Genomic DNA, 25,819 nt, shown 5'->3' on the forward strand with positions numbered 1-25,819 from the left:
CGATGAGAGGTCTGCGGGTGTGTCGTGATCGCAGCCGACGTGAAGTCGGTGAGGGTAGGTGGTGGCCCAGTTCCCCAGCGGGCCCACACGGGGCCCGCTGGCAGAGGGGAGGGTGCTGCGGCAACAGACAGCCTCCGGAACTGTGCGCGGTGGACCGTCCGGACCAGGGACACGTCTTCCGCTGTCGGGTTGACCGACACGTCCACTATCGGCACGCGGAATTACTTGCACCACCCGCAACAACTATCGGGACGGAGCTGGAACAATTCGCTTCCGAGGTGACGTGGTCAAACGCCATCTTCTAGACGAAGTGTTCCGTTGTTGCCTCATCTGCAACATTAATGGGGACGTGCTGCGAACAACTCTCTTCGCCCCCCGTGGTGGACGATTGCGAACAACGAGCGAGCGGTAACCGTGGCTCACCCACGATCCGACGTGCCATCGTGAAAAGCGCCGGGGGCGGCAACCTCCGGTGTCACTGACCGTCCGGACCAAGGAAGTTGCTATGACCGCTGTGTTCTCCGCCGTGCAGGGCCGGCTCCCTGCCGGAGCGCTGTGTGTGCCGCTCCCGCATGATCGAGCTCTGGTAGTGCCCGCCCACGTGCCGGTATCTGTTGTTGTGATCGTGTTGCTCGTTGTCGGCCACGACCTGTCAGCTGCTGTCACCGCTGTCACTGCCATCGCAGCCACCAGCCGCAGCATGTCGACGGCCTGCTGAATCCCGGAGGAACCACGGACCTGTGCCGTGCCGTTGGCACGGCACAGGCGTACCCGAGGGAGGGCGGACCCGATGGCACGACCAGCACGAGACATTGATCCTGAGGCCCGCTTCGCGGTGTTCGCACAAGCCCTGCGAGGTCTGCGCACGCAGGCAGGATCCCCCACCTATCAAGTCATAGCAGCCAGAGCAGGCTACTCTAAGGGCACGGTGTCCGAGATCTTCGGCGGCCAAAGGCTCCCCACCTGGGACGTACTTTGCGATGTCATCCAGGTCTGTGGCGGAGATCCCGTGTACTGGCGCGAGCAGTGGATGCTGGCACGGCTCGGCGTCACGGCCAGGGCCGCCAATACGCCTGTTCTGTCCATGGACCCGCCTGACCCCGGCACCGCAAAGGACGTGCAGGATTTCCTCCTCCACCTGCGTACGCTCAGGACATGGGCCGGCGATCCATCGCTCAGCCGCATCGCGCGGCGAACCGAGCTCGGCAAGAGCACTGTTGGAGCCGCTCTGGCAAGCAGCAGAAAGACATTGCCGACCCTATGGGTGGCCCAGCAGATTGTGCACTGCCTGTTGGCTGAAGGTCCCGAGATCACGGAACCTGCAGAGGACTACTTTGCTCGATGGAGCAAGACCTGGCGTCGACTGCGCACCGACAGGGCCCGCTCAGAGCCATCCGAGCCGGTTGCAGCAACCACGAGCACGGATACTCCTGCGCAGCGGATCACCGCACGGCCGGGACGCCCGTACGCTCCGGTATCTCCATACGTACCTCAAGCTCGGCAGGAACTGGCGGAAGCGGCGCGGAAGTTGCTGGAGCTGTCCGGACACTCTCTGCGGGACTTCAGCCGCGCAGTGCATCGTGATGCCAGCACCGTCTCGCGATACCTGTCCGGACAGCGATTGCCGGACGAAAGGTTCTTGCGTGAGCTGCATGCCTTCGCCGAGCACGCCACAGGAGGGAAGCTCACCGTTCCCCCCGCAGAGCTGATGGACCTGTATAGGCGGGCGCTCCAAGCAGACGGGGCCTCCAGCTCCATGTGGCGCAGGCTCGAGTACAGGGTGACAGCGCTGAGTGAGCTATTGGCCAGCGCACAGGAAGAGCTGCAACGTCTGACAGAAGAACGAAACGAACAACGGGCATCACGGCCCGCTGCCTATCACGAGGAGGCTACTACCGCTGGGGCAGAGGATGGATTCGCCCGCCAGTTCCCCTCCTGGCACAGCGCACCAGCGCAGCCGACTGCCGGGTAGGGTGGCGATCCAGGTCACCAGGGTGAGGGGTGAGCGGTCGGCCTAGTGGGCCTCCGGGGATCAGCGCCCGGGTTTGGGGGGGCCGCTGCATCAGCGCCCCCGCAGCCTCGACCAGGCTGACCTTCTCGTGGAGCACGGCGGAGACCACGGATGTGATCGGCATCTCGACATCGTGAGCGTGGGCCAGGGCGAGAACAGCTTCCGCGCTTTTGACGCCCTCGGTGGTCTGCCGGGTGGCGGCTGCTGCTTTCTCGATGTTCAAGCCGCGGCCGAGGTGGGTGCCGAAAGTGCGATTGCGGGACAGGGGCGAGGAGCAGGTGGCCACGAGGTCTCCCAGGCCGGCCAGCCCGGCGAGGGTGGCGGGGTGGGCTCCCATGGCGGCCGCCAGCCGCATGGGCGTTGTCGTCGCCTGCCGTCCGGTTGGCATGGAGCACTCCGCAGCCCGTGCAGCGGTGGACGAGCCGTTGATGGTCTGCGGGGGAGTGCCAGTTGACCGTCGTTGTCTGAGCGTCAGTGGTGCAGGCGCGGTGACCTAGTCGTTGACGCTGACGGGTGGTGCTCGCTCGTTGCTGGCCCGCAGCTCCCCTCCGGCCCAGCCGCCGGCTCGTCACCACCGTGGCCGTCGTGGTCCTGCTCATCGCTGGGATAGCCCTGGCCATCCGGGGCGGCGCCAGCGGCGGGAGGCTCGAGGCCGCTGTCGACCCGCTGGTGGTGGAGATCCGGCACAGTAGTGAGGGCAGCATCGCCTTCCGCATCCGGGCGGCGGGCAAGGCCGAGCTGGAGCGTGCCCGGCAGGAGGCGGACGGGCGCCGCGCGACGAGGCGGGGGCGGCGTGGATGAACAGCAAAGGGCCCAGCCTGCCCAGGCGCTCGCGGCCCTGGTCGCCGAGCGGCGCGGGCAGAGCGCGTCGACGAGGGTGGCGCGCAGACGTCGGATGGAAGCCGTACGGGCGGGGCGCGGCGGCCACATGTGGCGCAGCAGGTACTCTCCGCCGATGCAGCGGTGCGGACGGTCGACGGTGCCGGGGTCCACGCCCGGGCCGGTCGGTCGTACGACCCATTCGGTGACGAGGGAGCCCCAGACGAGCAGGTCGAGGGCGATGCCGCCCCTCCACTCCTCCGTCCCGCTGCCGCTAATCGACCCATTCGCAGTGCTGACGATGGCTCCAGCCACCGGCGGCCTCGGTGTCGCCGCACAGCATCCGGCCCCCACGTTCCAGGTGGAACCGGCCGTCGTCGCCGGGCAGCGCGAGGGTCCTGTCCGGTGGCCCGGGTGGAGCAGACGGGAGGCTGCAGGGCCGGTTCTCGGCGTCGCGGACCAGGTCCTTGACGCCCGCGAGACCCTGCTCCGCCCAGAGCCACAGCAGTTGAGCCCGTCGGTACGGGGGCAGTTCGTCCAGGCCGGCCATGGGGGGATCCTGGCGTACGGGACTGTGAGTCGTCGTTCAGCACCGTGTGCGTATCAGGTGACGGATGCTCAGCGATGGCTGGGCCCGCAGGTCAGTCGATGCCTTCGATGATGCGGAAGTCGCGCTCGACGCCGTCGGGGAGGGCCACCAGCGCCTTCTGGTATGCCTCGCTCTCGTATGCCGCGACGGCCTGTTCAAAGCTGTCGAACTCGATCAGAACGACGCGTTGCGTGATTCCTGCCTCGTGGGCGACGACTCGACCGCCACGGGACAGGAGGCGCCCGCCCCCAGCCCGGACAGCCGGACGGGCCAGCTTGTTGTAGGCAGTCAGCCCCTCAGGGTCGGAAATGGCGGGGTAGACACTGACCCAGTAGCCCTTAGCCATGGAAACCTCCTGTGTTCGGCCGGACACGTCCGACTTCGAATTGACACTCAGATCGATCGATCCCGGCGACGGGTACTGCGGTCAGTTGAATCGCCATATGCGCAGGTTAGGGCTTGATGTGCGGTCGAGGGAAAGACCGGTACGGGATAGACTCAGAACGGATCGTTATCAATCGGCAGGGAGGGCACGTGGCGCCGGATACGGTGAGCCTGCGGTACTTCCTGGTGCTGGCACAGGAGTTGAACTTCACCCGCGCGGCCGCACGGATCGGTATCGCACAGCCCGCACTCAGCGCCCGGATGCGCCGATTGGAGGCGGAACTCGGTACGGCCCTGCTGGTCCGCAACACGCGTAGCGTCGTATTGACCACGGCCGGTGCGGCCTTGGCGGAGTCCGCGCCGCCCGCGCTGGCGGCGCTGGACCGGGCATGGGACACCGCCCGGAGCGCGGCGGCCGGTGAACTGGGCACGCTGCGCATCGGATACAGCCTCAGCGCCGGGGCCGAGACGGCACCGGCCCTGGTGGACAGGCTGATTCGCGGCAACAGCGGACTCGAGGTCGGCGCGGTCCCGATGGCGACACCGGAGATCTCCCCCGCGGTCGCCGACGGCCGCATCGATGCCGGGATCACCCGCGGTGAACAGCCGGGCCGTGGCGTGCGCCGGTTCCTGCTGCGGCGTTTGCGCGTCGGGGTCCAGCTGGCGCAGCACCATCCGCTGGCCGAACACCCGGAGATCGAGATCGCCGACGCGGCCGCGTATCCGCTGCGACTCCCGGACCGTGCGGCCAACCCCGTGATCCACGATCAGCTGTCCGCACTGTTCCGAGACACCCGACCACACCCCCGACTCCACACGCCCGCAGTCTCCTTCGACATGTCTCAGCGCGACCTGCGCGACGGGGTCACCCTCGCCCCGGCCGGAGAAGCCGCGGTCACGGCACAACCGGCCGGTCTCACCTGGCGACCGCTGCGGGGCGCGCCCAGCCTGACGATCCACCTGGTCCTCCCACGCGAGCAGTCGCCGCTACACCGCCGCATCCGTGCCGTCGCCAAAACCCTGGCGCACGAGCTGCACTGGCTGCCGGACTGACGCGCAAGAGGTCAAGCGAGACGGACGCCTGCGGTGGCGAGGCCGAAGACCTTGCGCCCGGCGGACTTCGCGGTGATGACGACGGCGGTCTTGCTGAATGTCCGACACGACCTCGCTACGCCGGCGGATCAGCATCCGATGATGGCCCCGGGTCCGGTCCGAGTCGTACACCGCGGCGACGTCCTCGCCCAGCCCGAGATCTCGGCGGATACCGCGCCTTCGCCGACGCCGAACCGGACAAGCACGGGTAACCGGCGGGACGCCCGCCGTCAACGGCATCCATGACGTCGGTCAATGCTTAACGCCAACCACTGTTCCATTGCTCCCCGAGGCCGCGCTACGCCCGTCGTCACGTGCTGGGGCCTCGTTCGCGACCGCGGTCGGGACCCGCCGATGCCGCAGGTGCGGGGGTTGTGACAGGCGAACCGGCGGTTGGTAACAGGAGTGGGCAGCTGATGTCGGGGACGCCCCGGCAGCGGATGAACGTCAGCTGCGGCCGGACTGCTCTGCGGCCCAGGGCACCCCAAGGGCGGCGAGTGCGGCCAGTTGCTCCTGGGTGAGTTTGTCGCGCCTTGACTTGGTGTTGGAGATCCATACGCCCAGCCGTACCTGTACCGGCTCTGCCTTGCCTTCGACTGCGATCTCCACGACGGCGCCGCGGGGTACGGGCCGCGAGCCTTCCCGTTCGACCCATTGCGCGAGGGCCGCAAGTCCCCGCTGGAATGCCTGCTGCGTCTTACTCGGCCCCTTCGCCGCACCCGCGGCGGTCGGCGCCGGAGACGGCGCCTCAAGCGGAGCGACGCCCAGCTGCGAGAGCCGTTCCTGCTGTTCGGGTGACAGTTGCGCCCAGGTGCTCGGCTGTTTCTGCCGCTGGAGCCACTTGCCCAGATCATCGCCGTCCATGAGGACGCCGGGTTGGATGTCGGGGAGCCGGCCGCCCGGCTCGTCGGCGGCGAGGTCGGCGAGGACGCGGTGGTGGCGTTGCCAGTCCAGTGGCCAGGGGCACTTCCAGTCGGGGTCGATCGCGGCGAGCTGCTCGGCCCGGGCCTCAGCAATCTTCGCGTTCTTGCCGAGGCCGTGGGGGCGGCGGAGGTTGGCCATCAGCTGCCCGATCGCGACCGGCCGGCCGTCAGGGTCGTCCCACACGGCGTCCTGCCGCGGGGCGAGGTGCCCCATGGCGCGCCGGTACGACCGCAGGACGGCGAGCTTGGTTTCCCAGGCTTCTTCGCCGGGCTCCCACACCATCCCGGCGTCGGGGGCATCCAACAGCTCCTTGCGATGGGTGTCGAGTTCCCCGGCCCGCCGCGCCTTGCGCTGCTGATGCACCCACCTGCCCAGCGGGAACGCCTTCGTCACCCCCACCTCGACCTCGACGTCATACGGCACGGCATACAGCCCACTGATCTTGTTCTGGGCCCGCCACCGCAGGAGGGCCTGGTACCCCTCGAGCCACACCAGCGACTGCGGCCGGTAGACGCGGGTGCGCAGGAACGCGGCGATGGTGGCCGGGTCGCGGGGACTAGAGAACTGCAGCAGCTCCGACTCCGCCACGCCGCTCCCCGAGTCCCGCTCGTCATGACCGGCGCCGCCGCCGGCCGCGATGATGCGTCCCTCCTCGTCCCGCTGGACATGTACCTTCCGCATCCCTCTGGTCAGGGCTCGGCTGGCGAGCTGTTCGGTGAGGTGTTCGGAGTGGGAGCGCAGCCCTTGGAGCACGGCGACGAGGGGGGCGTAAGAGGCGCTGGCGATCATGTTGGTGGGGTCTTCACCGGGCTGGAGGAAGACGGGCACGACGATCCGGGCGATCTTGACGGTGCCGTCGAGGTTTGGGCGCAGCGCCCGACCGATGTTCTGCACGATCTCGACCTGGGAGCCGCGGGTGTCGGCGAAGCAGACGGCCTCCACACCCCGCTCGCCGCGCACGTCGACCCCTTCGCCGAGGACGCGGCAGCTGGCGAGGAACGCCCGGTGCACCCGCCGGCCGACGGCGTCGATGCCATTGGCGAACTGGCGCAGGACCTTGCGGCGTTCGGTGACGAGGTGGTCCCCGCACAGCCATGCCGACCACACCCGGTCCGCGGGAACGTGCCGGCCGGCAGCCTCGACGTCCCCGGGCTCGGCACCGAGGGGAGACCGCGGCCGCGCGGCGGCCTCGTCGAGAACGTGGGCGCTGACCTCGTCCGCATACAGGTCCGCAGCCGTCTGAGGCAGATGGACCGCGAAAGCCTCGGCCTCCTCGACCCGGCTGTGGAAGGTCATCATCGTCTTGATGTTGCGGGCACAGGCGTGCTCCAACAGCGCAGCCTGCAGCAGCGCGAGGCGCCGGCCACGCCGCGCCTCGTCGGACAGCCCGACGCAGTAGTCAGGGTCTTCGATCTCCAGAACGTCGATCTCGAACCCGGCGAGGACGCCCCGCTCCACCGCCTCCGAGAGCCCGAACTCGGCCAGCCACGGACCGAAGGTGGCTGAGTCCCGGCTCATCGAACAGAGTTCCAGTTCGCGCCCGTCCTTCCCGCGCTGCGGTCGGGGCGAGGCCAGGATCCGCGGAGTGGCGGTCAAATAGAGCCGGAAGTCCGCGGGGATACGGGTGTTGTCGTGGATCGCCGCCCACGACCGGCCAAGATCACCAGTAGTGCCATGGGCCTCATCGATGACCGCGAGGTCGAACGGAGCCATCTGCTGCCCGTACAGCCGCTCCCCGCCCGCCTATGTCGTCTCAACCAGATCGCAGGCTGAAGGTTTTCTGATAGCTCTCTGAACTGCGGTGCTGCAGAAAGTGAGAATGTGATCAAGTGGAGTCTAATCCGCAAGTCAGTGCTGTGACCTGCGAAGCTTCAGGGACTGAGACGGGACTGCATTTCCAGTGAGACGATCTTAAGTGAGGCAGAGGATCGGCTGCGCTGTGACCATATCCGGCGGTCACTCAGGGCGAGCCGCCAGCCTCCTCGTCGTTTGGGTGCGGGCTCGCAGTTGACCGGGCCGGGTCCGGCTGACGTAAGAGGTTCAGACCCTGCTGTTGCCGAGAGCTGACGTGGGGTCAAGGGGAGGAAGAGCATTGGGAGTTGCGGAAAGGACGTGTGAGGGATGCGGCGCCCCGATGCTCCCGGGGAAGCGGGCCGATGCGCGGTTCCGCGGCGTGTTCCAGCGCCGGAAATCCGGATCCGTGAGCCCGCGCAGCCAGGCCGCGAGGTCGATGTCGGAATCCGCGTCCAGGTAGCGCAGATGGTCGCCGGCGCCGAACAGGTTGGGGAAGGGGGGATGTCGGACTGCTTGCCGGCTGGGGCCATCGGGTCATCGAATACCGCGAGCCGGGCATGTCACGAAACTGGTAACCGGGGGCCCCTTCTTGTTCGGCATTTGACGCCCCTCGCACGACCTGCGGAAACGTCGCGGTCACCCCTTCCTCGGTCTTCCAACTCTCGCCTGACAAAGTGAAGTTGATCAGCTAGAGTGGGGTGTGGCGAGGGGATTAGTGTGCCCTCGTGACGACATAGCTCCTGTCCTGCCGGATGGGAGCTTTTTTCATGCCCATGAAGGCCCTGCGCTCCTCCGCGCGGGGCCTTTTGTGTTTTCCGCGCCGAGGAGTCCCGTGTCCGTCCTGCTGTCATCGCTCGATCCGCACGTGCTGCTGCTGGTCATGAGCGGCCTGTTGGGTGTCACCCTGATCAAGGCCTGCCTGAAGTACGCCATCACCCGGATGGTGCTCAAGAAATTCACCGACGGTCAGGACCTGGCGCGCGTTCTCATCGCACTCGCCCTGCTCTTCGGCGTTCCCGCCCAGCCGGATCCCCAGCCACCGACGCCGTCGGCGGAGCAGAGTGAGAACCAGGACGGGACTTCTGGAGGTGCGGCATGACCCGGCGCAAGGCAGTGCCCGACACGTTCGCGGAGGACCGGGCCGTACGAATCCTGTTGGCCGAGCAACTCGACTCGGTGCTCGACACTCTCAGCGAGCGCGAGGCGCACGTGGTCACCGCCCATGTCGCGTTGTGCGTCCCGGCCCATGTGATCGCCCAGGAACTGGGCCTCACCATCCACCGCGTCCTGCAGATCAGCTCAAAGACGATGTCGAAACTGCGGCATAGGTCCCGCAGCCAGGTGCTCGTGGATTATGACCTTGGAGGCGGGGGCAACGGCCCCCTCTCCGCACCCTCCAGAAAGGTGAAGGAGATCGCCGGTACATACGGCGAGAACGCCCTCATCCCCTGTGCGTATGCACCCTGCAGGATGCGGTTTCTCGGACGGCCGCCGGGACAGGTCGGCCGCCCCAGAAAGTACTGCTCGGACGCCTGCCGCCAGAACGCATGCCGAGCTAGGAGGCGGGCCGGAAGACAGGAACCGTGACGCCGTGGGCCCCGTCACCCAGACCACGGCGCCACCTCATGCCCCCTCCGACGTCGCAATCCCGCACGGTCAGAACGCCTTCAAGACAGTCATCGGAGGCTAAGAGCGCAGAGCAAAGCCTCCGGATACCAGCCGCCGGTGCGCTGGTGCAGATATCGATGTTTACTACGGCAGCCCGCAGGAAGCGGACCCGGTCACGAGGTTTCCAACCCCCGGCGCGCCAGCTGTTCGGCAGCTCGCTGTACCCGATGGTGATCGGTGCGGCTTGTCTCGGAGGCGAACGCAGCACCGCTCCGGTCCATCGATTCCTCGAAGGCTTTGAGGAAGCGCTGTTCCACCGCCGTCGCGCGAGCGTACGCAGCGGAGAGGATGTACTCCTGCATGCTCACTCCCTCGCGCCTGGCGGCAGCTGCGATCGCAGCAAGCTGCTCCGGGTCTCGGAAACGCAGATTCATGGCACGCGGCGACTCGGACACGATCCTCACAGTTCCGTTGGAGAGCCGGGCCGGCGAGGTGGCTGCCCGTCCGGCGTTGCTTTGCCCCGATGGGCGCTTTCCTACTCCCTGAGGTACTGTCCCGGGCTGGCGTACGGCGGCGGCCCGTGGCTCGGCACTTGCGGACGAGTCTGCGGGGGATACCCCCGTCCTCCTGGCCTGGGACGTGCTCGCACTCGCCGTGGCGCCGGGCAGGGAAAAACAGGACACCCTCTCCAAGGGCATGAGCCGGTCCGCGCTTTCGTGAGGTTCCCGCAGCCGCAACCGGCGATGACGGTGAAGCTGTGTCCAGCGATGAGGATGACTGAAGGAGAACTTATACAGTTTGCGCAGTGGCCTTCCAGAAGGATTGTGATGGGCGATCCAGGCGTCGATGGGTTCCCTCGCCTCATCTGTATCTGTACCTGTCCTCACAGGCCATCCTGAGGGCGCGTCCCATTGGACCACTGTGCGCGCGAGCTGCCACCACCACTCGTGCTCCTTGAGCGTGCCTGTGATCCGCTGACGTTCGTACTGGCCGAACAACTGCGCCAGCTCGACCGCTTCGGGGTACATCACCACTGACGGCAGCATGGCGCTGATGCTGTCGCCGCCGCCCTGAAGGGACTGCAGCCGTTCGAGCCATCTAGGCAGCATCCAGCCCTGCTGCTTCCAGGTCATCAGGGTCATGTAGGCGTCGGCGAAGAGGGGCCGACCCATCTGTCCCAGACGCTGCTCGAAGACGAGACGACGCCGATGCGCCGGGAGGATCCACGCCATGGCCTCCGCCGACTGCGCCCAGGAGTCCCGGCCGTGCTGGGCGTCCTGCCAGGTTTTGTGACGGAGACACACCTGCCACGGCATGTCGGACCAGACGTGCACCGTCTGCAGAACTCCTCGGGCTGCGGCACACAGTCTGCAAGCCCTCACCAGGTACTGCCGTCCACTCTCCTGAGGGAGCCAGCGCCAGGCGGGATAGGTACGCACGCTTGGCAGCAGGTGCTCCGAGCGCGCAGCCGGCAGTGCCCACTGGAGCAGCTCCCGATCGCGGCCGCTCAGTACGGACAACCGCGAGAGCGCCGTCGTGTTCAGGTACAACTCAGCGGAACCCAGGGCTGGCAGCGCCTTGCGGCCTCGGCCGATCCGGTCCAGGAGCTCGGCGAACTCTAGCCCGTTGGCGGACGCCAAGCGGTACACATAGGAGCCGGCCGATTCCGCGTGGATGAAACGGACTTGCTGGGGCAGAGCACGGTGGAGAGGCACACTGCACGGCCTCGGCCCTCTTGGTGGTGCCATGCGTCGGTCAGCCTTTCAACTCTCCTGGCGAGAGACGGCCTGACCGTGGTGCCGTCGGGCTCTCCACCGCGACTGCTGGCTGGTCATCGGCTGTCGCCGCGGCCGATGCGGATGTCGTCCAGGAGCTGCTTGGTGATGGCTTCCGGTGCACTTGCGGTGGCGGTTTCGATGGCCTCTTGTGCGGCCTGGCAGATCAGGTCGTTGAGGGAGGCGATGTAACCGCCGGTGCGCTGGTGCAGGTAGCGGGAGAGCTTCACCAGTGTGCCGGGCTTGTGGTCGTACAGGCGCAGATCTTCTTCGAATGCCTGGACGACACTGTGCCAGTCGTCGCCGTAGGGGATGACGCCTGCCCACAGGACGGGCAGGTCGCTGAAGTAGGTCTTGCCTTTGACCACGTCGGGGAGGTTCTTGCGGCGTTTGTCGTAGCGGGCTTCGTGGACGATTTCGCGAGCGCCGGTGCCGCAGTAGATGAAGGTGACGTTGGTGCGGTCCTGCAGGGCTTCGAAGTAGTCGAAGGCGGCCCTGATCTCGTTGTCCTGGACGCGGTTGATGCCGTCGACGAGGACCAGCCGGGTGCCCGCCTGCTTCATGACATGGGCGACGGGCTCGGTCATGTCGACGGTACGGCGTGTGCGGTCCTGGGGGTTCAGGGTGTGGTTCAGGGCGAGAAACTCCGCAAAGGGCAGTGACCAGTGCAGGTTGCTCTCCCTTTCCGGTGGAACGGTGATGAAGACGACCGGGATCCGGTTGGGGTCGGGGCCGAAGTATTGCTCGATCAGCGCCTGGAAGCCGCGGCCGATCTGGATCAGCATCGTGCTCTTGCCTGTGCCACGGTCTCCGTCAAGGACCAGGTCCGTGCTGCGGCCGAGCGTGCTGAACAGGCTCTTGCGCAGCAGACGCCTGGCATCGAGCAGCCCCCGCCGCAGCGCCGGCGTGATCACAGGAAGCATGTCGCCGTGGTACATCAGGCGGGGATCGAGCAGGCCGACCTGTGTGCCCTTGGGGGCGCAGTCGGCCAGATCAGGCGCGGCCAGCCGGCGCGAGGCCTCACGATTCCAACCCTCAAGCGTGGTCAGCAACGACACGTCGATGGGCGCGGTCACCGCACCGGCCACGTTCGGGCCGAAGGAACGGATCAGCTCTTCCCGGCTCACGTCTCTTCTCCGTCTTCCTCGTCGTGTGCGTCGTCCAACGATGGATGGCTGTCGGCGGACCAGCGCTCGATGGGGGTACGGGGATGGAGGCGGTCGAAGACATCGGCAGCGCTGCCGTGCAGGCTGAGGGAACCGTACCGCTCGACCGGCCCCGCCGGTGCAGGATCCCCCTCACAGGTGTCCTCGACGGCAACCTCCCCATCCGGCCGCGATGCCGCGGCCATGAGGCCGGGGCCGGGCCAGCCTGCAGAGAGTATGCGTGCGGCATCCCCGGGCAGAGACGGCGCACGCACGACGACGGCCGGGTCAGGATCGGGCACCCCCTCATACGGGTCTGCCTGGGGGACGTCCAGGTCCAGCACAGGCCCGGTGAACAGGCTCGGAACGCGAGGGCGTTGTACGTCGGGGCCCTTCCGGGCCCGCTCGCGCAGCGCCGACACCTCGCGGGCGATGCGCCGCTGGTCTTCCTTGTGGCCGCCGTCCTCGAGCACGGTGAGCGTGGCCTGCTCCCAGGTCCACTGGGTCCATTCGTCGCTGATGAGGCGCTGGTGGATGAATTCCGCCTCCACCCAGTCATCCTTCGTGTGGTCCCACAGCCACACGAACCGCGGCGCATAGGGGCTGTAGCGGATCTGCCAGCGCTTTCCCTTCCCGGGGATCCCGGAGTGCCGGTTCTTGTACTCCTGCAGGGCCTCGCTGTTGTAGGTGCGGTTGCCGATCCTGACGCCCTTGTCCGTCACCCTCAGATAGTTGAACGGCAGCAGCTTGCGGTTCTCGTGCGGCGTCAGCGCCAGCGGCACATGACCCTCGGCGGCCACCAGCGTGGCGTACATGCGGTTCGGGCTGATCGTCAGGCCGGGCAGGAACGGGCTGCGCAGCCCGTCATGCGGTTTTTGCTGCCAGTCCAGGGCGATCCACTCATCGAGCAGGTCCTGCAACTCGTTCAGGCTCCACAGCGGCCCCTCGGCGACGTGTTTGCCGCGCCGCTTCAGATCGGAGCCGGTGTAGCCGGCGACGTACTGCGAGAACCGGCGCTTGATCGCGTTGAAGGTGCTCTCGATGATGGCCTTGTCGGTGGCGGTACGTTCCCGGGCCAGGCGGACCTTGATGCGCAGCATCCGGCACACATCGTCAAAGTGCTCGCTGTTGAAGATCTTGCCGTGGTCGACAACGACCATCCGCGGGCGGATCACCGGCCGGGCGGCCGCACCGGCCATCCTCGGATCGCACGCCACCAGATCCGCGTACGGCATCTCGGAGTTCTCCGCCAAAGCCTGCGGCGACCAGCCGGGCCGGGCGGGCATCGGGGCCAGGGCCTGGGCCAGCATGAGTACCGCGTCGAAGGAACGGGTGGCGCGGCCGCCCAGCCGCCGCCCCCGGGGGCCCCGGCCCGGCACCTTCGGCACGATCATCGCCCCGATGATGGTCCGGGACGCCACATCGATCGCTGCGGTCAACTCCACCTGCACCGGCCGCCCGTCGTCGCCGATCGCGATGATGTCCAGGCCGGTGGAGTCGATCTGTACCTGCTCGCCCAGCCGCCGCGCGAAGGTCGGCGTGTACGGAGGCACGGCGCCGTTGGCCTCGTCCAAGCGCCGGTCGGTGGGCCAGTGCAAGGAGGCGGCCTTGATGCCCAGCCGTCCCAGCAGCCGGTAGAAGGTGGCCCGCGAAATCATCAAGTCGTCGTACTCGGCCTTGTGCTCGCGCCGGACAGCTGCCTGCAGCCGCTCATACAACCGGCTGCCGTCCCCGTCGGATTCTCCGAGCCCCGCCTTGACCTCCGCCAGCAGCAGCCGTACCACCCGTTCGTCGGTGCGTCCCCAGGGCGAGCCGGGCACGATTTCACGGATCAGCCCGAACACGCCACGCGCCTGATACGCGCGCCTGCGCCGTTCGATCGTGCCGGCCGAGGCATGTCTGAAGCCCAGCGCCTTCATCTCGGCGGCCTTGGCGGCAAGTCGCTGGCGCACGGTGAACTGGTCGGGGTCGTAGCCGGGGCGCGGCATCGCGCCCTCCTCGGCGTCCGGCGGCACCCCGTCGTCGATCTCCCGCAGATGCCGCTCCCAGTCCCGCACCAGCTTCAACTCGGCCTCCGACAGGACGGATAGACGGCTGGTGTCCGCCACCTGCTCCTGCTCGAGTTCCTGGAGATCCTCGTCGAGGAGAGCGAAGTCGTCGGCGCCGACCACGGCCGAGACCAGGGCACGGGCGTCTCGCCCCTCCTCGTCCAGACAGCCCAGCTGCACTTCCGCGCCCTGCAGCACCAGCACCCGGTAGGTACCGCCCTCCCAGCGCAGCCTCGCCCCCAGCCGCAGCCCGGCCTGCTCTCCCGTATCCGCCTGCATCACGGCCGTCGCCATTCCTTACGCCTCCCCGGCAGGAGCCGCCTGGCTGGCCCACACCGGCGAGGTCGGCAGCAGCGGCTTGGTCCAGTCCCACGTCAGTTCACCCGTCCACACCAGATGCCAGGCATAGCCGGACGCCTTCAGCCCAAGGCCCGAAGCCGCCGCGCCCGCCTGCAGCGGCCGCGGCGTGGCGAACACATCCAGCAGCGCCCGACGGGCACGGTCGTCGGCAGCGAACTCGGCGCCGCGAAAGTGCGCGGCGATCTCCAGCGAGCACCGCAGCAGCCCCTGCGGTGCCTGAAGCGGGCGTATCTCCCAGCCCGCCCCATCGGCCGACTGCCGCAGCACCCGCTCCTCCACGCCCGCCCCGTCGCGCGGCGGATGCGCAAAGACCAGCCTGCGTTCGTCGCGGGTGCGGGCGACGAACGCAGGCTCCACGGTGCCGCGTCGGCCGTCCAACTCCCAGTGCACCTGCACCACCCGGGACTGGAAGCACGCGATGTCCGGGTCGAAGTCGAGGAGCATCGCCGCGTCCAACTGCACCGTACTCGTGCACCACACCACCTGCCCGGTGGCAGAGACCCACTTGGTCAGGATGGAGCGGCGACCCTTGTACGCGCGCGGCTCGGACAGAGGCTCACGCTCCTCGACCGGCACCCCCCGCAGCCCAGCCGGCTCGTCGCGGCAGGTGCGGCCTGCCGCGCTGCGATACTGCACCTGTATGTCCATCGGCCAGGGCATTCCCTTCCGCGCCTGACATCCCCCAGGCCCCAGTCGGCCCGGCAGTGCTGACCCCGATGCTAGGCGACACTCTGCGGCGCCGGGGCGACAGCTCCAGCCGCCCCGGCGCCGGACCAGCAGGTCAGCCATAGGGCCGCGGGCCGCGGGCCAGCACCTCCCAGGGGACGCAGGTCAGCTTGTCGACGGAAGCCATTTCCGGCACGTCCTTGTGCGGGGCGGCCGACAACAGCTGCCAGCGCTGCTGCAGGCGTTCGGCCCCCTCACGCCTGAGCGGCGGATGCTGCCGGCTCCACGCGTCCAGGGCCGTCCCCAGCCGCCATCCCAGATCCTTGCTGGCCTGGTCGCGCCAGCGCTGGTGCTCGTCCGGCCCGAGCCGGCACTCCAAGCGGCGCCGTTCCAGGGAGGCCATCCGGGAGGCGACACGGACCACAATGGGCAGCAGACGCAATGGCGTGGTCCGCCCGCCGCCCAGACGCAGCAGTGACACGGCCTCGTGCGCCAGGACACCGAAGGCATCAGCGACCAGCAGCCGGCCTACCGGGCCCGAGCCCACCAGCCGGAGCCGACACCGCTCGGCCTGGAGGACATGCGGGCCCGGCGAAAGGTCGATGAAGGGAACCCGGTCGTCGCGGGAGTCGTCATAAAAGCGGCCGTGGCGCACGCAGATGTGCCACGGATCCGGTCTGATCAGCCACACCGGATCCAGCACACCGCGACGGGCCGCGCACAGCGCGCACCCGCGCACCAAGGACCCAGCGTGCGGCCGCCACGGCCACTTCCATGCCGGCACGCCGGGGGAGTCGGGCAGCAGGTGCTCATCGCGCAGGCTCACCAGCGCCCGTGTCAGCTGGACCAGCGGCCGTCCCGTCATCGCCGCCAGCCGCTGGCGTGCGGCCCGGTTGAAATACAGTTCGCTCTCCCGCGCAGCGACGTCGGCGGCGGACAGCCCCTCGCCCACCGTGGCCAGAAATTGGCTGACGGACTGTCCGTGACGGGCGGCCAGCCGCGTCACATAGGAACCGGTCGACTCGCTGTCGAGCAGAGGCGTCCGGTAAGGCAGCGGCCGCACACGCTCCACCACTCACCTCCACCGCGCACCAGCACGTCCACGCCCGTTCGGTGCCCCGGCTCGTACCGTGCGCTGTGATCTCGGTAACGACTTTTCGTATCAGCTTTGAACGGCTGACGCGGCTGACGCAAGGTCGACTCAGCGTCCGCCGCACCGTCAGTGGGATGCGGCCGGACAGCTGCTGCCTGCATCGTCCCGCGAAGGGAGCCCCGGCTGTGGCGGAGAGCGGTGTCAAACAACTGCGGGTTCACCAGCGTGAAGCGTACGACGCCGCGGTGCGGGCCCTGTCCCGCATGCCCCGGGCCACGATCATCTCCGCGACCGGCACCGGAAAGACGATCACCGCCATCCGGATCGCCGAGCACTTCGCCGGCCCGGGACACATCCTTGTCGTCGTCCCTTCCCTGAACCTGATCAGCCAGACCGCCTGGCACTGGCACGCTGACAGCCACATCACCCGCATGCTCGCCGTCTGCACACTCAAGCCGACCACGGTGAGCTTTTCCGGGGACCGCCTCGCCGCCACTACCGACCCGGCCCGCATCGCCCGCACCCTGGCCGCCTTCCCCGGCCCGGGCGTCGTGTTCACCACCTACCAGTCTCTCCCCGCGATCACCCGCGCCCACCGGCACTACCGGCTCCCTCCCTGGGCCATCGTGATCATCGACGAGGCACACCGCAGCAGCGGCAGCAGCAACAAGCAGTGGGCCACCATCCACCACGACCGCGAGATCCCCGCCGAACGCCGCCTCTACATGACCGCCACCCCCCGCATCTGGAAACCCGAGGACCCCACCGCACCACGCCGCCGCCGTCGTTCACCGGAGCCCGACGAAAAATCCGAACCCCTGGCCTCCATGGACGACGCCTCCATCTACGGGCCCGTCGTCTACAACCTCGGCCTCGCCGACGCCATCGACCGCGGCATCCTCGCCGACTACCGCATCGTCGCCCCAGTCATCACCGACGACGACCTGCGCGACATCCTCACCATCGACGGCATATCCCGTCACCCCAACGGACTGCGGCTGGCCGCCCTGCAGGTCTGCCTGCTACACGCGATGAGAACCCACCGGATCCGCCGGGTCATCAGCTTCCACAGCCGCATCGCCTACGCCCGCCAGTTCAGCGACACCCTGCCCCACACCGTCCAGGCCGCCGCTGCCAACACCCGCATCCGCCGCCTGTGGGCCCACGCCCTGCACAGCGGGCAGCCATCCCGCCTGCGCGCCCAGTTCCTGGCCGAATTCGAAAGCATCCCCTTGCTGCGCCGCCGTACCGGCCCCGCCGACTCCGTCGACGGGGCCGTGCTGTCCAACGTCCGAGTCCTGGGCGAAGGAGTCGACGTGCCCGACGCGGACGCCGTCCTGTTCGCCGACCCCAAACGCAGCGCCTCCGACATCATCCAGGCACTGGGCCGTGCCCTGCGCCAACCCCCGGGCGCCGGCAAGATCGCCGTCCTGATCGTCCCCGTCTACATCGGCCCCCACCAAAGCACCGAACAGGCCATGCACTCCTCGGACTTCGCCATCCTCTGGGAAGTCCTCAACGGACTGCGCACCCACGACTCACGCTACTGGCGGCGCCTGGGCGGCGACCACACCGACTTCCGGCGCACCATTCCCCGCCCCCCGGCGCCCGAGCGAGCCGGGGAAGTCGCCACCGTCACCGAGCTGCGCACCCACCAGGTCGACACCGGACTGTGGCAGGTCGGCTGGGAGGCCGCCATCCGCTACTTCGAACGCCGCGGACACCTCGACGTGCCCAGCGAGCACACCGACCGCACCGGATACCCCCTGGGGCTCTGGCTCGGCCAGCAACGCTCGCTGTACGCCCACGGCAGCCTCATCCCGGAGCGCGCCCTCGCCCTGACCAGCCTCAACATCTCCTGGCCCCACCCCGAAGGCAGCTTCGAAGCCCGCCTGGAACAGGCCATCGCCTTCGCCGCCCACCACGGCACCCTGGCCGTCACCCGAGCCCCCTCACCCAACGACGGGCCACTGGTGCGCTGGCTGGCCCGGCAGCGCCGACTGGCTGTAGACGAAAGGCTGCACGACGACCGCGTCGATGCCCTCAACGCCGTCGACCCCTGGTGGAACCCGCCTTGGGGCGTGCCCTGGCAACACGACTACACCCACCTCGCCCTCACCTCCCGCGTCTCCGCTACTACTCCCACGCCCGCCTCCGGCGAGGAGGCTGCGACCTGGCTGAACCACCAGCTGACCAACCTGCACACCCTGCATCCCCAGCAGGTGCGGCTGCTGGCCCAACTCGCCGCCCAGCATCCCCACCTGCACCCCCACACCATGCTGCTGCTGGCCGATCCCGCACCCCGCGCCCGCGCCTTCAGCCGCGGTCTGACGGCGGCCCGCCAGTTCCAGCAGCGCGAAGGCCACCTTGATGTTCCGCTGGCCCACCGCGAAGACGTCCACGGTGACGAGGTCCTCCTCGGCCAGTGGCTGCGCAGATGCCGCAGCGACACCGCGCAGATGACCACACCCCAAGTCACGGCCCTCACCGCGCTCGGGATCGACCTGGACCCCGTCTTCAGGCCAGCCCCCACCCACATGGGCCCCACGGAGGATGTCCTCGGCGGCGACGCCTGGTGGCCCGAACCAGATCTGTCGTGGACCCGGCCAGCTCACCTCCCCCTCCGATGAGAGACCGGACCCGATGCACCAGCGTCCATGGGGCCGACCGGATCCTGCGCTGGCTCTGGCCCTGCTAACAGCTGGAATCAGGGGATTGATCGTGTGGAAGAAGAGCACAGCGGCTCCCACGCCTCGTGCGCGGCAGCCCCAGCAGGTCCGCCGCGAAATCCGCAGCAGTGACCTTCCCGTTCCTGCCGGTGCCGACCGGCAGACGCTGCGGGGCAGCCGAAGGATCACTCAGGTTACAGAAGACCACGCCCCCGGCGGCCCGTTCCCGGGTTGCGGACCAGCGTGCGCCGGCCGCACGGAAGACCAGTCGCAGTGCGTCGCAAGCCTTGACCGGCGGCATCACCGTCACCTGCCTGGCCCTGCCCCAAGCCAAGCACATGGAACGCGTCTCCAGGGCTGTGGAGGTCCCCGAGCCCTCCGGCCCTGTGAGCGCGGTCATTTGTGCCGTGAACCTACGCTCCCGCCACTGACCGTCCCGCAGGAACTGAAGCCTCTACGAGGATTATCGGCCCCATTGGCCACCTTCCGGCCGGTCCGGTCATGCCGCATCCCCAACGACTCGTACTGCACGGGGTGATGCCTGCGTCAGCGTTCCGCCGATCGAGGCACGATGCGGCCGATGTCTTCTCACCACCTCCGGAACACAGCCCTCCCATGGATGTTGGGGCGGTCTCTCGGCCAGAGTCGGGGGTGATCACGCCACTTCCTGGACCCCATCCGATGGTTGGAGCGTTTGTTCGATAAGGGTGGTGGTGAACAGGCGGCGGGGCAGCCCGTTGCCGTGTATGACCGGGGGTTTCGTTGAGCCACAGACCATGGCTTCGTCGTGTCCGCGTCCGAGCGGCTGTCTTGCTGACGATGGGGGTGCTGACGGGGGCGGCTGCTCCGGGAGCTGCTGCCATTCCGGGGGAGGGCCTGCATGCCCAGACTCTCATGCTGCCCATGAGCACTCCGGTGCCGACTCTGAAGCAGCTGAGCGATCCTGCCACGCGCACCCAGCTGGGGGAGCAGAGCCGTCGGCTGGCGGCCGGGCAGACGGCGCTGGAGACGGTCGGACCTGCGGCTAAGTTCGGCACGCGGATGTCGGTGCCTGCATCGGTTCCGAAGCCTTTGCCGCCGCGGCGGGTCAAAGCGACGGGCCCGGCGGCGGTGTCGTATCCGACGCCGGCGCACACCATGTCGCTGGCCGACTGCGAGAAACACATGCGTGGGGATGCCGCGATCTACATCAAGTCGCGGTTCGCGGTGTGCACCGGCATCCACGTCATCACGATCTGGATGCGCACCCACGACAAGCCCATCGGCACCAGCTCCTTCGACCTCTACGTCCGCGGGACGGTCAAGGAGAACGACCGCACCATCCACTTCGACTACGACGCGGTGAACTTCAAGAAGCAGAACACGACCGCGACCAGTGGCCTGAAGATCAAGCTCGAGGGGACCATTCCGAAAGACTGGCCCTCGCGCGCCAACCCCAAGATCGCTGGCGACCTGCCCGTCACCAGGACGTTCGACCAGTTGCAGCGGATGCCCGCCGCCCATTTCACGCACACCGTGCGCTATAAGCCCGGTCAGGGCACCGGCTCGGGCAAAGCGGACGTGGTCTTCGCCGTGTACCAGCCGCTCGTGACCCTGACCCTGCCGCCCGGCTGGGTCGGTGACAGCCCCGCTGTCGGCAAGCCCGCGATGTTCGCACCCCGCTGGGACGCCGGGAAGTACCTGAGCAACCCGACCGGCGGCGCCAACCCCGACAACCGGGGCGCCGCCTCCTTCAGCTACCTGGCAACCCTCGTCTACAGCACCAACGCCTCCGCGCCCGAGCGTGGAGTGGCCGCGCACATCAAAAAGGCCTACACGAACCCCGGCGCGACGAAGCCGACGAACCACAACAAGAAGATCGCCGGACAGACCCCCGCCGACCCGCTGTTCCGCCTGTTCCTGGACGACCGGCGCCGCAAGGCCAACCATTCAACCGCGGTGAGCAACTGCCGCCGCTACTTCGGCGCCGGATACGCCGATCACGGCACCAAGGACTGCGACGAGTTCCCCTTCCAGAGCACCTACCAAGGGTGCGCGCAGCCCCGGTTCGATCCGCATGCGGAGAAGAACAACTTCTCCGTCCTGCCCGTCAAGGCTCGGCAGAACCAGGACGCCGGGATCCTGCTGGGCCAGTTCTACAAAAAGAACCGCATCATCGACGGCATGGACGACGGCTTCCTCATCAAGATCACCTCATAGCCGGTCTTAGTTGGGCCAGGACCTCCGGGAAGGGGACCTGGCCCAGCGTCATTTGCCGGTCGGCCAGAACTGCACCAGGTAGTGCTCGATGCCCTCAGGAACGCCCTCTTGTGCCAGGCGCCGCACTTCCTGGCGGCCCTCGCAGTACACCCGCACCCGCCACGTGACGTCCTTCTCCGGCAGCTGCAGGTAGGTCTCACGGGGCCCGCTTGTGACACCCCACAGGGCCAGTTCCCCCGACGGGCAGTGCAGAACGGCTTCTCCCCGCTCCTCCCAGTCCCCGCGATCGTCAGCGGCCGGTGGCTCCGTGTCCCACACCTCAGCGGCCAAAGTGGCGGTGTGGGTGTGTCCGGCGCTCTCGATGTCCAGACGCGCTTCGTGGGCGGTCAGGAACGTGCCCCCGGATTCACGCCCCTCCGGGTACTCGAGGGGCACCAGCGTGTCATCGACGTCTTGCAGAGCGAAACCGTAGAAGTCCACTTCCACGTCCGCATCCTGCTGGCGGATCAACTCGGCCACGCTGGCTCCCCATACCGATCAACGCGTTGAGATCCCTACGGTGATCGTACGCCGCCGTCCGTGCGCTTGGGTTTCAACTTCCGGAAGGCACACGGGAAGCTTCCCTAACGCCGTGGGACCTGGCCTGGCACTCGCGCGGCCTTCGCCCACTCTGCGACAGGGACGCCATCGACGACGAGTGATCAGGTACGTCATCTATGGCCGCGACCAACTCCGGCACAGGTGTGCGGAGACCTGCCGCGACCGCGTGGGGAAGGAGCCGTACGGGTCGCCGGTCGCGCGTCCTGCAGTTCCCGGCGGCCCTGACGTGTCCATCGGGCACAACAGTCTCGTCCAGGTCCAAGACGGCATTGCGGCGGACCTCACCAGCATCCACGCCGGCGATGTCGACGTCACCGTCACCTTCCACACAGACGTACCGCAGCCCTAGGCTGCTGAGTGGGACGAGATCGCCGAAGTCTCACTACGCTCGGTGACGGGAGAACTCGTGATGCGAGGTCTGATGGCAGACCTCGACAAAGAGTTGCCTGTGCTGTCCTTCAACGGCCTGGTGACTATCGGCTGCCCATCGACGCCCGCGGCCGGGACTCCGCAATCGACCTCGCCCCGGACGAGATCACCGAGTGGTACCTCATCCAAGTATGGCCCGCACCAAGTCAGACCGTGGCAGTGCTCCGCCAGACCGACAACTACAGAGCTTCCGTCCGGGAGCGCTGACCAACGCCGAACGACAGGCGAGCACGAGCCCGCGGACAGCCGTGTAGGTCCGCGGGTTATCCGGCAGTTTCGGGCTGAACCCCGTCTGCGGGTGCGGCCGTCGGCTCCGACGCGTTGACGGCCGTGTAGAAGACAGAGCTGCCCTGCTTGGTGCGCTGGGCCTGGCTTTTGGCCACGAGGTTTTCGAGGGTGGTGCGTACGACCGTGGTTGCGATGTTGCGGTCTGGGTGCGCGTGGCCGAGTGCCTCGGCGACCTCTGCCGCGGAGCGGGGTTCGCTCTGCTCGGTGAGGTGGCCGTGGATGAGAGTGACCAGGGTAGGCCGCGCACTCTTCGCTGCCGTCTTCTTGGGAGCGGGCTTCGTGCCGGGCTGCTTCTTGGTCCTGGGCTGTTGCCCCGTGCCCGTCTTCGCCGTCCGACGAGTGGCAGGCGCTTTCGTTGTCTTCTTCCTGGGGGAGGGCACAGAGGCGATGTCGGCGTCGGCAGGCTCAGGGGTTGTTGTCGGGATGCCGAGGGCCTGTTGGATGCTGACCAGCACGGTGTGGTCATGCTGCAGTGTGGCCAACTGTTGTTGGAGTGCGGTGAGTTCTGCCGTGATCCGTTCCCGCTCCTTGATGTTGCGTTCTAGGTCGCTGGTCACTTGACTGGTGTACTGCGAAGTCAACTCGGTGTTGATGGCTGTGTCTTCGGACATCTGTCTCTCCTGGGTTGATGGCCGGGCCGAAGCCCTGGAGGGCGGTTGCAGCCGGTGAGGGGAGATGTTCCGGCCGCAGCGTGCCCTGGTGCGGCGATGATACGGGTGGGAAGCCCTGTTTCCGCTGTGCATGCAACGCCTTCCGGTGTCAGGGCTTTGGCGTGGGATCTCCGGCGAGAAGTGCGCTACCGGATGATGGGCCGCGGACGCCGTGCTGCAGGCCCCACCCTTGAGTGCTGCACGAACGGTTGCCACAACACCTCGTCGGTGTACCGATTGTGGTGCCAGGCTGCGAGTGCGTGCACGGCGACCAGCCGGTCGAGTAGTTCTTCGAGTTGATGAGTTGAGTGCCCGCTCAGGCGGGTGAGCACGTCCATGTCGACGCTGTGCACAGTGCGGTCGCCTGTGTGTGCGGCCAGGACGAGTGTGATCAACCGCAGTGCGGGCGGCGAGGCCGCGGACAGGTGCAAGGGTGTGGGGCGCAGCGCCCAGTGGGCGGCTCGGCAGCGCGCCCTTCGACCCGGGACCTGCTCCAGGATCGCGGCGTCGAGCAGCTGCACCTCCACCGGCGTTGACCTGAGGTCGGGGGAGTGCAGCCAGGCTGCGTGGGCGAGTTCCTCCCAGATTTCCGTGCGTCCGTGCAGGCGCATGCTGCGTAGCAGTCCTGCGGGCAGGCGGGCGTGGCCATGGGTGTCGGCGCGCAGGGCGCACTGCAGGGCGAGCATGCGGGCGGCGGGGGAGGTGAACCGGGGCAGGGCGGTGGCGAGGTAGGTGAGCGCCTCCTGTACCCGCATGCGTTCTTCCGCACCAAGCCGGTGAGTGCCACGTGGAGGCGCCGGCAGGGTGGGGGAGTGCGGCCTGCCAAGCTGTGTGTCGGGGACGACGGCTGTGTGGCTGGTGGCGGCCGCGCAGGCTGCGCAGGTGTCTGCCAGCCGCCAGGTGCGGCCGCTGCGGTCTCGGGTGAGGGCGAGCAGTACCGGGCCGGCGCAGCCGCGGTGGCGCGGATGCCAGCGGCAGCCCTGAGCCCGGCACTGACATGTGCGCAGATGCCCGGGCAAGGAGTCAGCACGCGCGTGACAGGCCAGATGGGCCAGGGCGGCGGACCGAGCGGATGCGGCCTCACACGCAGATGTGCGGGCGGTGCAATGGGCGCAGACGAGGTTCGGCCCACCTGCCCGTGGACGCAGTTCCACCGTCCAGATCCGCCGCACCGCGGCACCGCCGAACCTCATCGGCCGACCGTCCTCCTGTCTGTCCACGCCGAAGAACCGCAGATGCCTGCAGTCGGGCGTCCTGGGACGGACGCACGGTAGTGCAGATCTCTGCACCGTGACCGTGGCACTCCTCCGGACAAATAGTGCAGAGGTCTGCACTGACAGGGCAGATGTCTGCACCGTCGGATGGTGGGGTGACGATCTTCCCGCCCGACCCCAACCTCATCGCGCTGCGCGTCGAACTCGCGCGGCTCAGGGGCGAGCGCGGATGGACCTTCGACGAACTCGCCGAACGCAGCGGCCTGGCCAGGCGCACCCTCATCGACCTCGAACACGGCCGGACCACCGGCAGCCTCACCACCTGGCATGCCCTGGCTCATGCGTTCGGCGTCCCCATCGAACGCTTCCTCACCTCCCTGTGCGAGGGGCATCCCGCCCCCGACGCGCCACAGCCTTGACCCGGCAATGCCGCTGGCCACTCGCGGCATAGGAGAGATCACCCGCACAGGCGAGACGGCATCGAACGACAGATCCACGTTTCGGGCGCGTGTTCCCGCCGGTTGGGCCGATCGCGTGACATCCCCGAAAGCCGCCACCAGCCATCGGCGCGGCACCTGGCACGGTCGCCGCCATGCGCTCCCACCCCGCACACGCTGACCACCATTGGGACGGCAGCCCCCGTCACATCCCTCCCCGCCGCTCCCTGCACATCGCCCCAAACAGTCCCAGCCGCCTGCTGCGCGCCGGGCAGAATGGCCGCTGCCGCTACTGCGGCAACCGCGTCGACTGGTACCCGCGCCCCGACGACCGGCCCATCGCCCTGCACCCCACGGAAGTAGCCACCGCCGACGTCTCCCAAGCCTGCCGCTGGCACCTCAGCGGCGGCATCGCCCACCCCCACGACGACGGCAGCGGATGGTGCCGCATCCCGCACGCCGCCCTCTGCCCGCAGCAGAGCCCCCACACGCGAGTCAGCAGCCCCCGCCTGACACCACTGCGCCGCCAACTGGCCCTTCGCTCCCGGCGCCTGGTCGACACCGGTGCCTTCACCCCGGCATCCCACACGCCCGCCACTACCGTCCCGGAAAGCGGTGACAAGCAACCCGCCCGGCCCGTCGTCCGCATCCTTCTCGTCGCCTACCTCGGCGAAGATCCCATCGAAGACATCCGCTGCGTCGCCCAGACCCGCCAAAGACGCCGCTGCACACACCCCGTCCTCAACCAGACCAGCCCCGCAGGACGCTGGATGCTGCTGCCCACCCAGCCCCGACGCGGACAACTCACTCTGCCCGACACACACATCGCCCTCTACGACCTCGGCCACCTGCCCTACGCCGAGCAACTGCGCTGGCGGGCCCAACGCTGCACCATCCACGCAGCCACCCCCACCGCAGCCGAACTGGCCCTGGCCGGCTGGCAACCCTTCGACCCGCTCCTCCACACCGCCCACATCCACACCCAACTGCCAGCCCCTGCGCCGCACCACCACCACCGCCGGTGA

19 protein-coding genes and 4 pseudogenes are annotated in these 25,819 nt (G+C 68.2%); 10 read left to right on the forward strand and 13 right to left on the reverse strand.

Translation table 11 applies throughout. The features are described from left to right. The first annotated feature begins 505 nt into the window (after nt 1–505). Both ACIF83_RS35915 and ACIF83_RS35920 read left to right on the forward strand, forming a co-directional pair. Nucleotides 506–718, forward strand: a complete 213-nt coding sequence (locus ACIF83_RS35915) for a hypothetical protein (RefSeq protein ID WP_399733336.1) — start codon at nt 506–508, stop codon at nt 716–718. Between the two features lie 72 nt (nt 719–790). Next, nucleotides 791–1,972 (forward strand): helix-turn-helix domain-containing protein, encoded by a 1,182-nt coding sequence (locus ACIF83_RS35920; RefSeq protein ID WP_399733339.1) that lies wholly within the window; start codon nt 791–793, stop codon nt 1,970–1,972. 73 nt (nt 1,973–2,045) lie between these two features. On the opposite strand, the pseudogene ACIF83_RS35925 reads toward ACIF83_RS35920, so the two are convergent. Further along, nucleotides 2,046–2,366, reverse strand: a pseudogene (locus ACIF83_RS35925) (NAD(P)H-dependent glycerol-3-phosphate dehydrogenase); the annotation flags it as partial. Between the two features lie 221 nt (nt 2,367–2,587). Here ACIF83_RS35925 and ACIF83_RS35930 point away from each other — a divergent pair. Beyond that, a complete protein-coding gene (locus ACIF83_RS35930; RefSeq protein WP_399733341.1) occupies nt 2,588–2,812 on the forward strand; it encodes a hypothetical protein in 225 nt (74 codons plus the stop codon). A 292-nt stretch (nt 2,813–3,104) separates the two neighbouring features. On the opposite strand, the gene ACIF83_RS35935 is transcribed toward ACIF83_RS35930, so the two are convergent. Next, complete coding sequence (locus ACIF83_RS35935; protein ID WP_393480211.1) at nt 3,105–3,380, reverse strand: hypothetical protein; 276 nt, start codon at nt 3,378–3,380, stop codon at nt 3,105–3,107. Between the two features lie 91 nt (nt 3,381–3,471). Next, nucleotides 3,472–3,765 (reverse strand): DUF1330 domain-containing protein, encoded by a 294-nt coding sequence (locus ACIF83_RS35940; protein ID WP_399733345.1) that lies wholly within the window; start codon nt 3,763–3,765, stop codon nt 3,472–3,474. Nucleotides 3,766–3,953: 188 nt separating this feature from the next. On the opposite strand from ACIF83_RS35940, the gene ACIF83_RS35945 reads away from it, so the two are divergent. Further along, on the forward strand, nt 3,954–4,856 hold the full coding sequence (locus ACIF83_RS35945) for a LysR family transcriptional regulator (RefSeq protein WP_398141919.1): 903 nt from the start codon (nt 3,954–3,956) through the stop codon (nt 4,854–4,856). Nucleotides 4,857–5,342: 486 nt separating this feature from the next. On the opposite strand, the pseudogene ACIF83_RS35950 reads toward ACIF83_RS35945, so the two are convergent. Next, nucleotides 5,343–7,562, reverse strand: a pseudogene (locus ACIF83_RS35950) (Helicase associated domain protein); the annotation flags it as partial. Nucleotides 7,563–8,445: 883 nt separating this feature from the next. Here ACIF83_RS35950 and ACIF83_RS35955 point away from each other — a divergent pair. Both ACIF83_RS35955 and ACIF83_RS35960 read left to right on the forward strand, forming a co-directional pair. Then, on the forward strand, nt 8,446–8,712 hold the full coding sequence (locus ACIF83_RS35955; RefSeq protein WP_399733348.1) for a hypothetical protein: 267 nt from the start codon (nt 8,446–8,448) through the stop codon (nt 8,710–8,712). After that, nucleotides 8,709–8,969 (forward strand): annotated as a pseudogene (locus tag ACIF83_RS35960) (sigma factor-like helix-turn-helix DNA-binding protein); the annotation flags it as partial. The gene ACIF83_RS35955 and the pseudogene ACIF83_RS35960, both read left to right, overlap by 4 nt. Before the next feature lie 425 nt (nt 8,970–9,394). Here the strand turns inward: ACIF83_RS35960 and ACIF83_RS35965 are convergent. From ACIF83_RS35965 to ACIF83_RS35990, 6 genes and pseudogenes are all read right to left on the reverse strand, one after another. Beyond that, nucleotides 9,395–9,655: a hypothetical protein gene (locus ACIF83_RS35965; protein ID WP_399733564.1), complete on the reverse strand. Its 261-nt coding sequence runs from the start codon at nt 9,653–9,655 to the stop codon at nt 9,395–9,397. 861 nt (nt 9,656–10,516) lie between these two features. Next, nucleotides 10,517–10,969, reverse strand: a pseudogene (locus tag ACIF83_RS35970) (TniQ family protein); the annotation flags it as partial. A gap of 83 nt (nt 10,970–11,052) precedes the next feature. Beyond that, nucleotides 11,053–12,072 carry a TniB family NTP-binding protein gene (locus tag ACIF83_RS35975; protein WP_399733352.1) on the reverse strand — a complete coding sequence of 340 codons (1,020 nt, stop codon included), beginning with the start codon at nt 12,070–12,072 and terminating at the stop codon, nt 11,053–11,055. A gap of 47 nt (nt 12,073–12,119) precedes the next feature. Further along, on the reverse strand, nt 12,120–14,393 hold the full coding sequence (locus tag ACIF83_RS35980; RefSeq protein WP_399733356.1) for a transposase: 2,274 nt from the start codon (nt 14,391–14,393) through the stop codon (nt 12,120–12,122). A 93-nt stretch (nt 14,394–14,486) separates the two neighbouring features. After that, complete coding sequence (locus tag ACIF83_RS35985; RefSeq protein WP_399733359.1) at nt 14,487–15,197, reverse strand: hypothetical protein; 711 nt, start codon at nt 15,195–15,197, stop codon at nt 14,487–14,489. Nucleotides 15,198–15,330: 133 nt separating this feature from the next. Beyond that, nucleotides 15,331–16,287 (reverse strand): TniQ family protein, encoded by a 957-nt coding sequence (locus ACIF83_RS35990; protein ID WP_399733362.1) that lies wholly within the window; start codon nt 16,285–16,287, stop codon nt 15,331–15,333. A gap of 206 nt (nt 16,288–16,493) precedes the next feature. Between ACIF83_RS35990 and ACIF83_RS35995 the strand changes: the two genes are divergently transcribed. Then, nucleotides 16,494–18,938 (forward strand): Helicase associated domain protein, encoded by a 2,445-nt coding sequence (locus tag ACIF83_RS35995; protein WP_399733365.1) that lies wholly within the window; start codon nt 16,494–16,496, stop codon nt 18,936–18,938. A gap of 858 nt (nt 18,939–19,796) precedes the next feature. Next, the gene (locus ACIF83_RS36000) at nt 19,797–21,176 is read left to right on the forward strand and encodes a hypothetical protein (protein WP_399733368.1); all 1,380 of its coding nucleotides are present in this window, start codon (nt 19,797–19,799) and stop codon (nt 21,174–21,176) included. A gap of 48 nt (nt 21,177–21,224) precedes the next feature. Here ACIF83_RS36000 and ACIF83_RS36005 read toward each other — a convergent pair whose 3' ends face one another. The 3 genes from ACIF83_RS36005 to ACIF83_RS36015 all read right to left on the reverse strand — a co-directional run bounded on the left by ACIF83_RS36005 (nt 21,225) and on the right by ACIF83_RS36015 (nt 23,898). Continuing rightward, nucleotides 21,225–21,695, reverse strand: a complete 471-nt coding sequence (locus tag ACIF83_RS36005) for a hypothetical protein (RefSeq protein WP_399733371.1) — start codon at nt 21,693–21,695, stop codon at nt 21,225–21,227. Nucleotides 21,696–22,468: 773 nt separating this feature from the next. Beyond that, nucleotides 22,469–23,104 (reverse strand): hypothetical protein, encoded by a 636-nt coding sequence (locus ACIF83_RS36010; RefSeq protein WP_399733374.1) that lies wholly within the window; start codon nt 23,102–23,104, stop codon nt 22,469–22,471. 185 nt (nt 23,105–23,289) lie between these two features. Further along, a complete protein-coding gene (locus ACIF83_RS36015) occupies nt 23,290–23,898 on the reverse strand; it encodes a hypothetical protein (RefSeq protein ID WP_399733377.1) in 609 nt (202 codons plus the stop codon). Between the two features lie 614 nt (nt 23,899–24,512). On the opposite strand from ACIF83_RS36015, the gene ACIF83_RS36020 reads away from it, so the two are divergent. Together ACIF83_RS36020 and ACIF83_RS36025 are read left to right on the forward strand one after the other, a co-directional pair. Then, nucleotides 24,513–24,776, forward strand: a complete 264-nt coding sequence (locus tag ACIF83_RS36020) for a helix-turn-helix transcriptional regulator (protein WP_399733380.1) — start codon at nt 24,513–24,515, stop codon at nt 24,774–24,776. 173 nt (nt 24,777–24,949) lie between these two features. After that, entirely contained in the window at nt 24,950–25,819 is an 870-nt protein-coding gene (locus ACIF83_RS36025; protein ID WP_399733383.1) for a DUF6083 domain-containing protein, read from the forward strand.

This window comes from Streptomyces sp. NPDC085866, assembly GCF_044541035.1.
Taxonomy (GTDB): domain Bacteria; phylum Actinomycetota; class Actinomycetes; order Streptomycetales; family Streptomycetaceae; genus Streptomyces.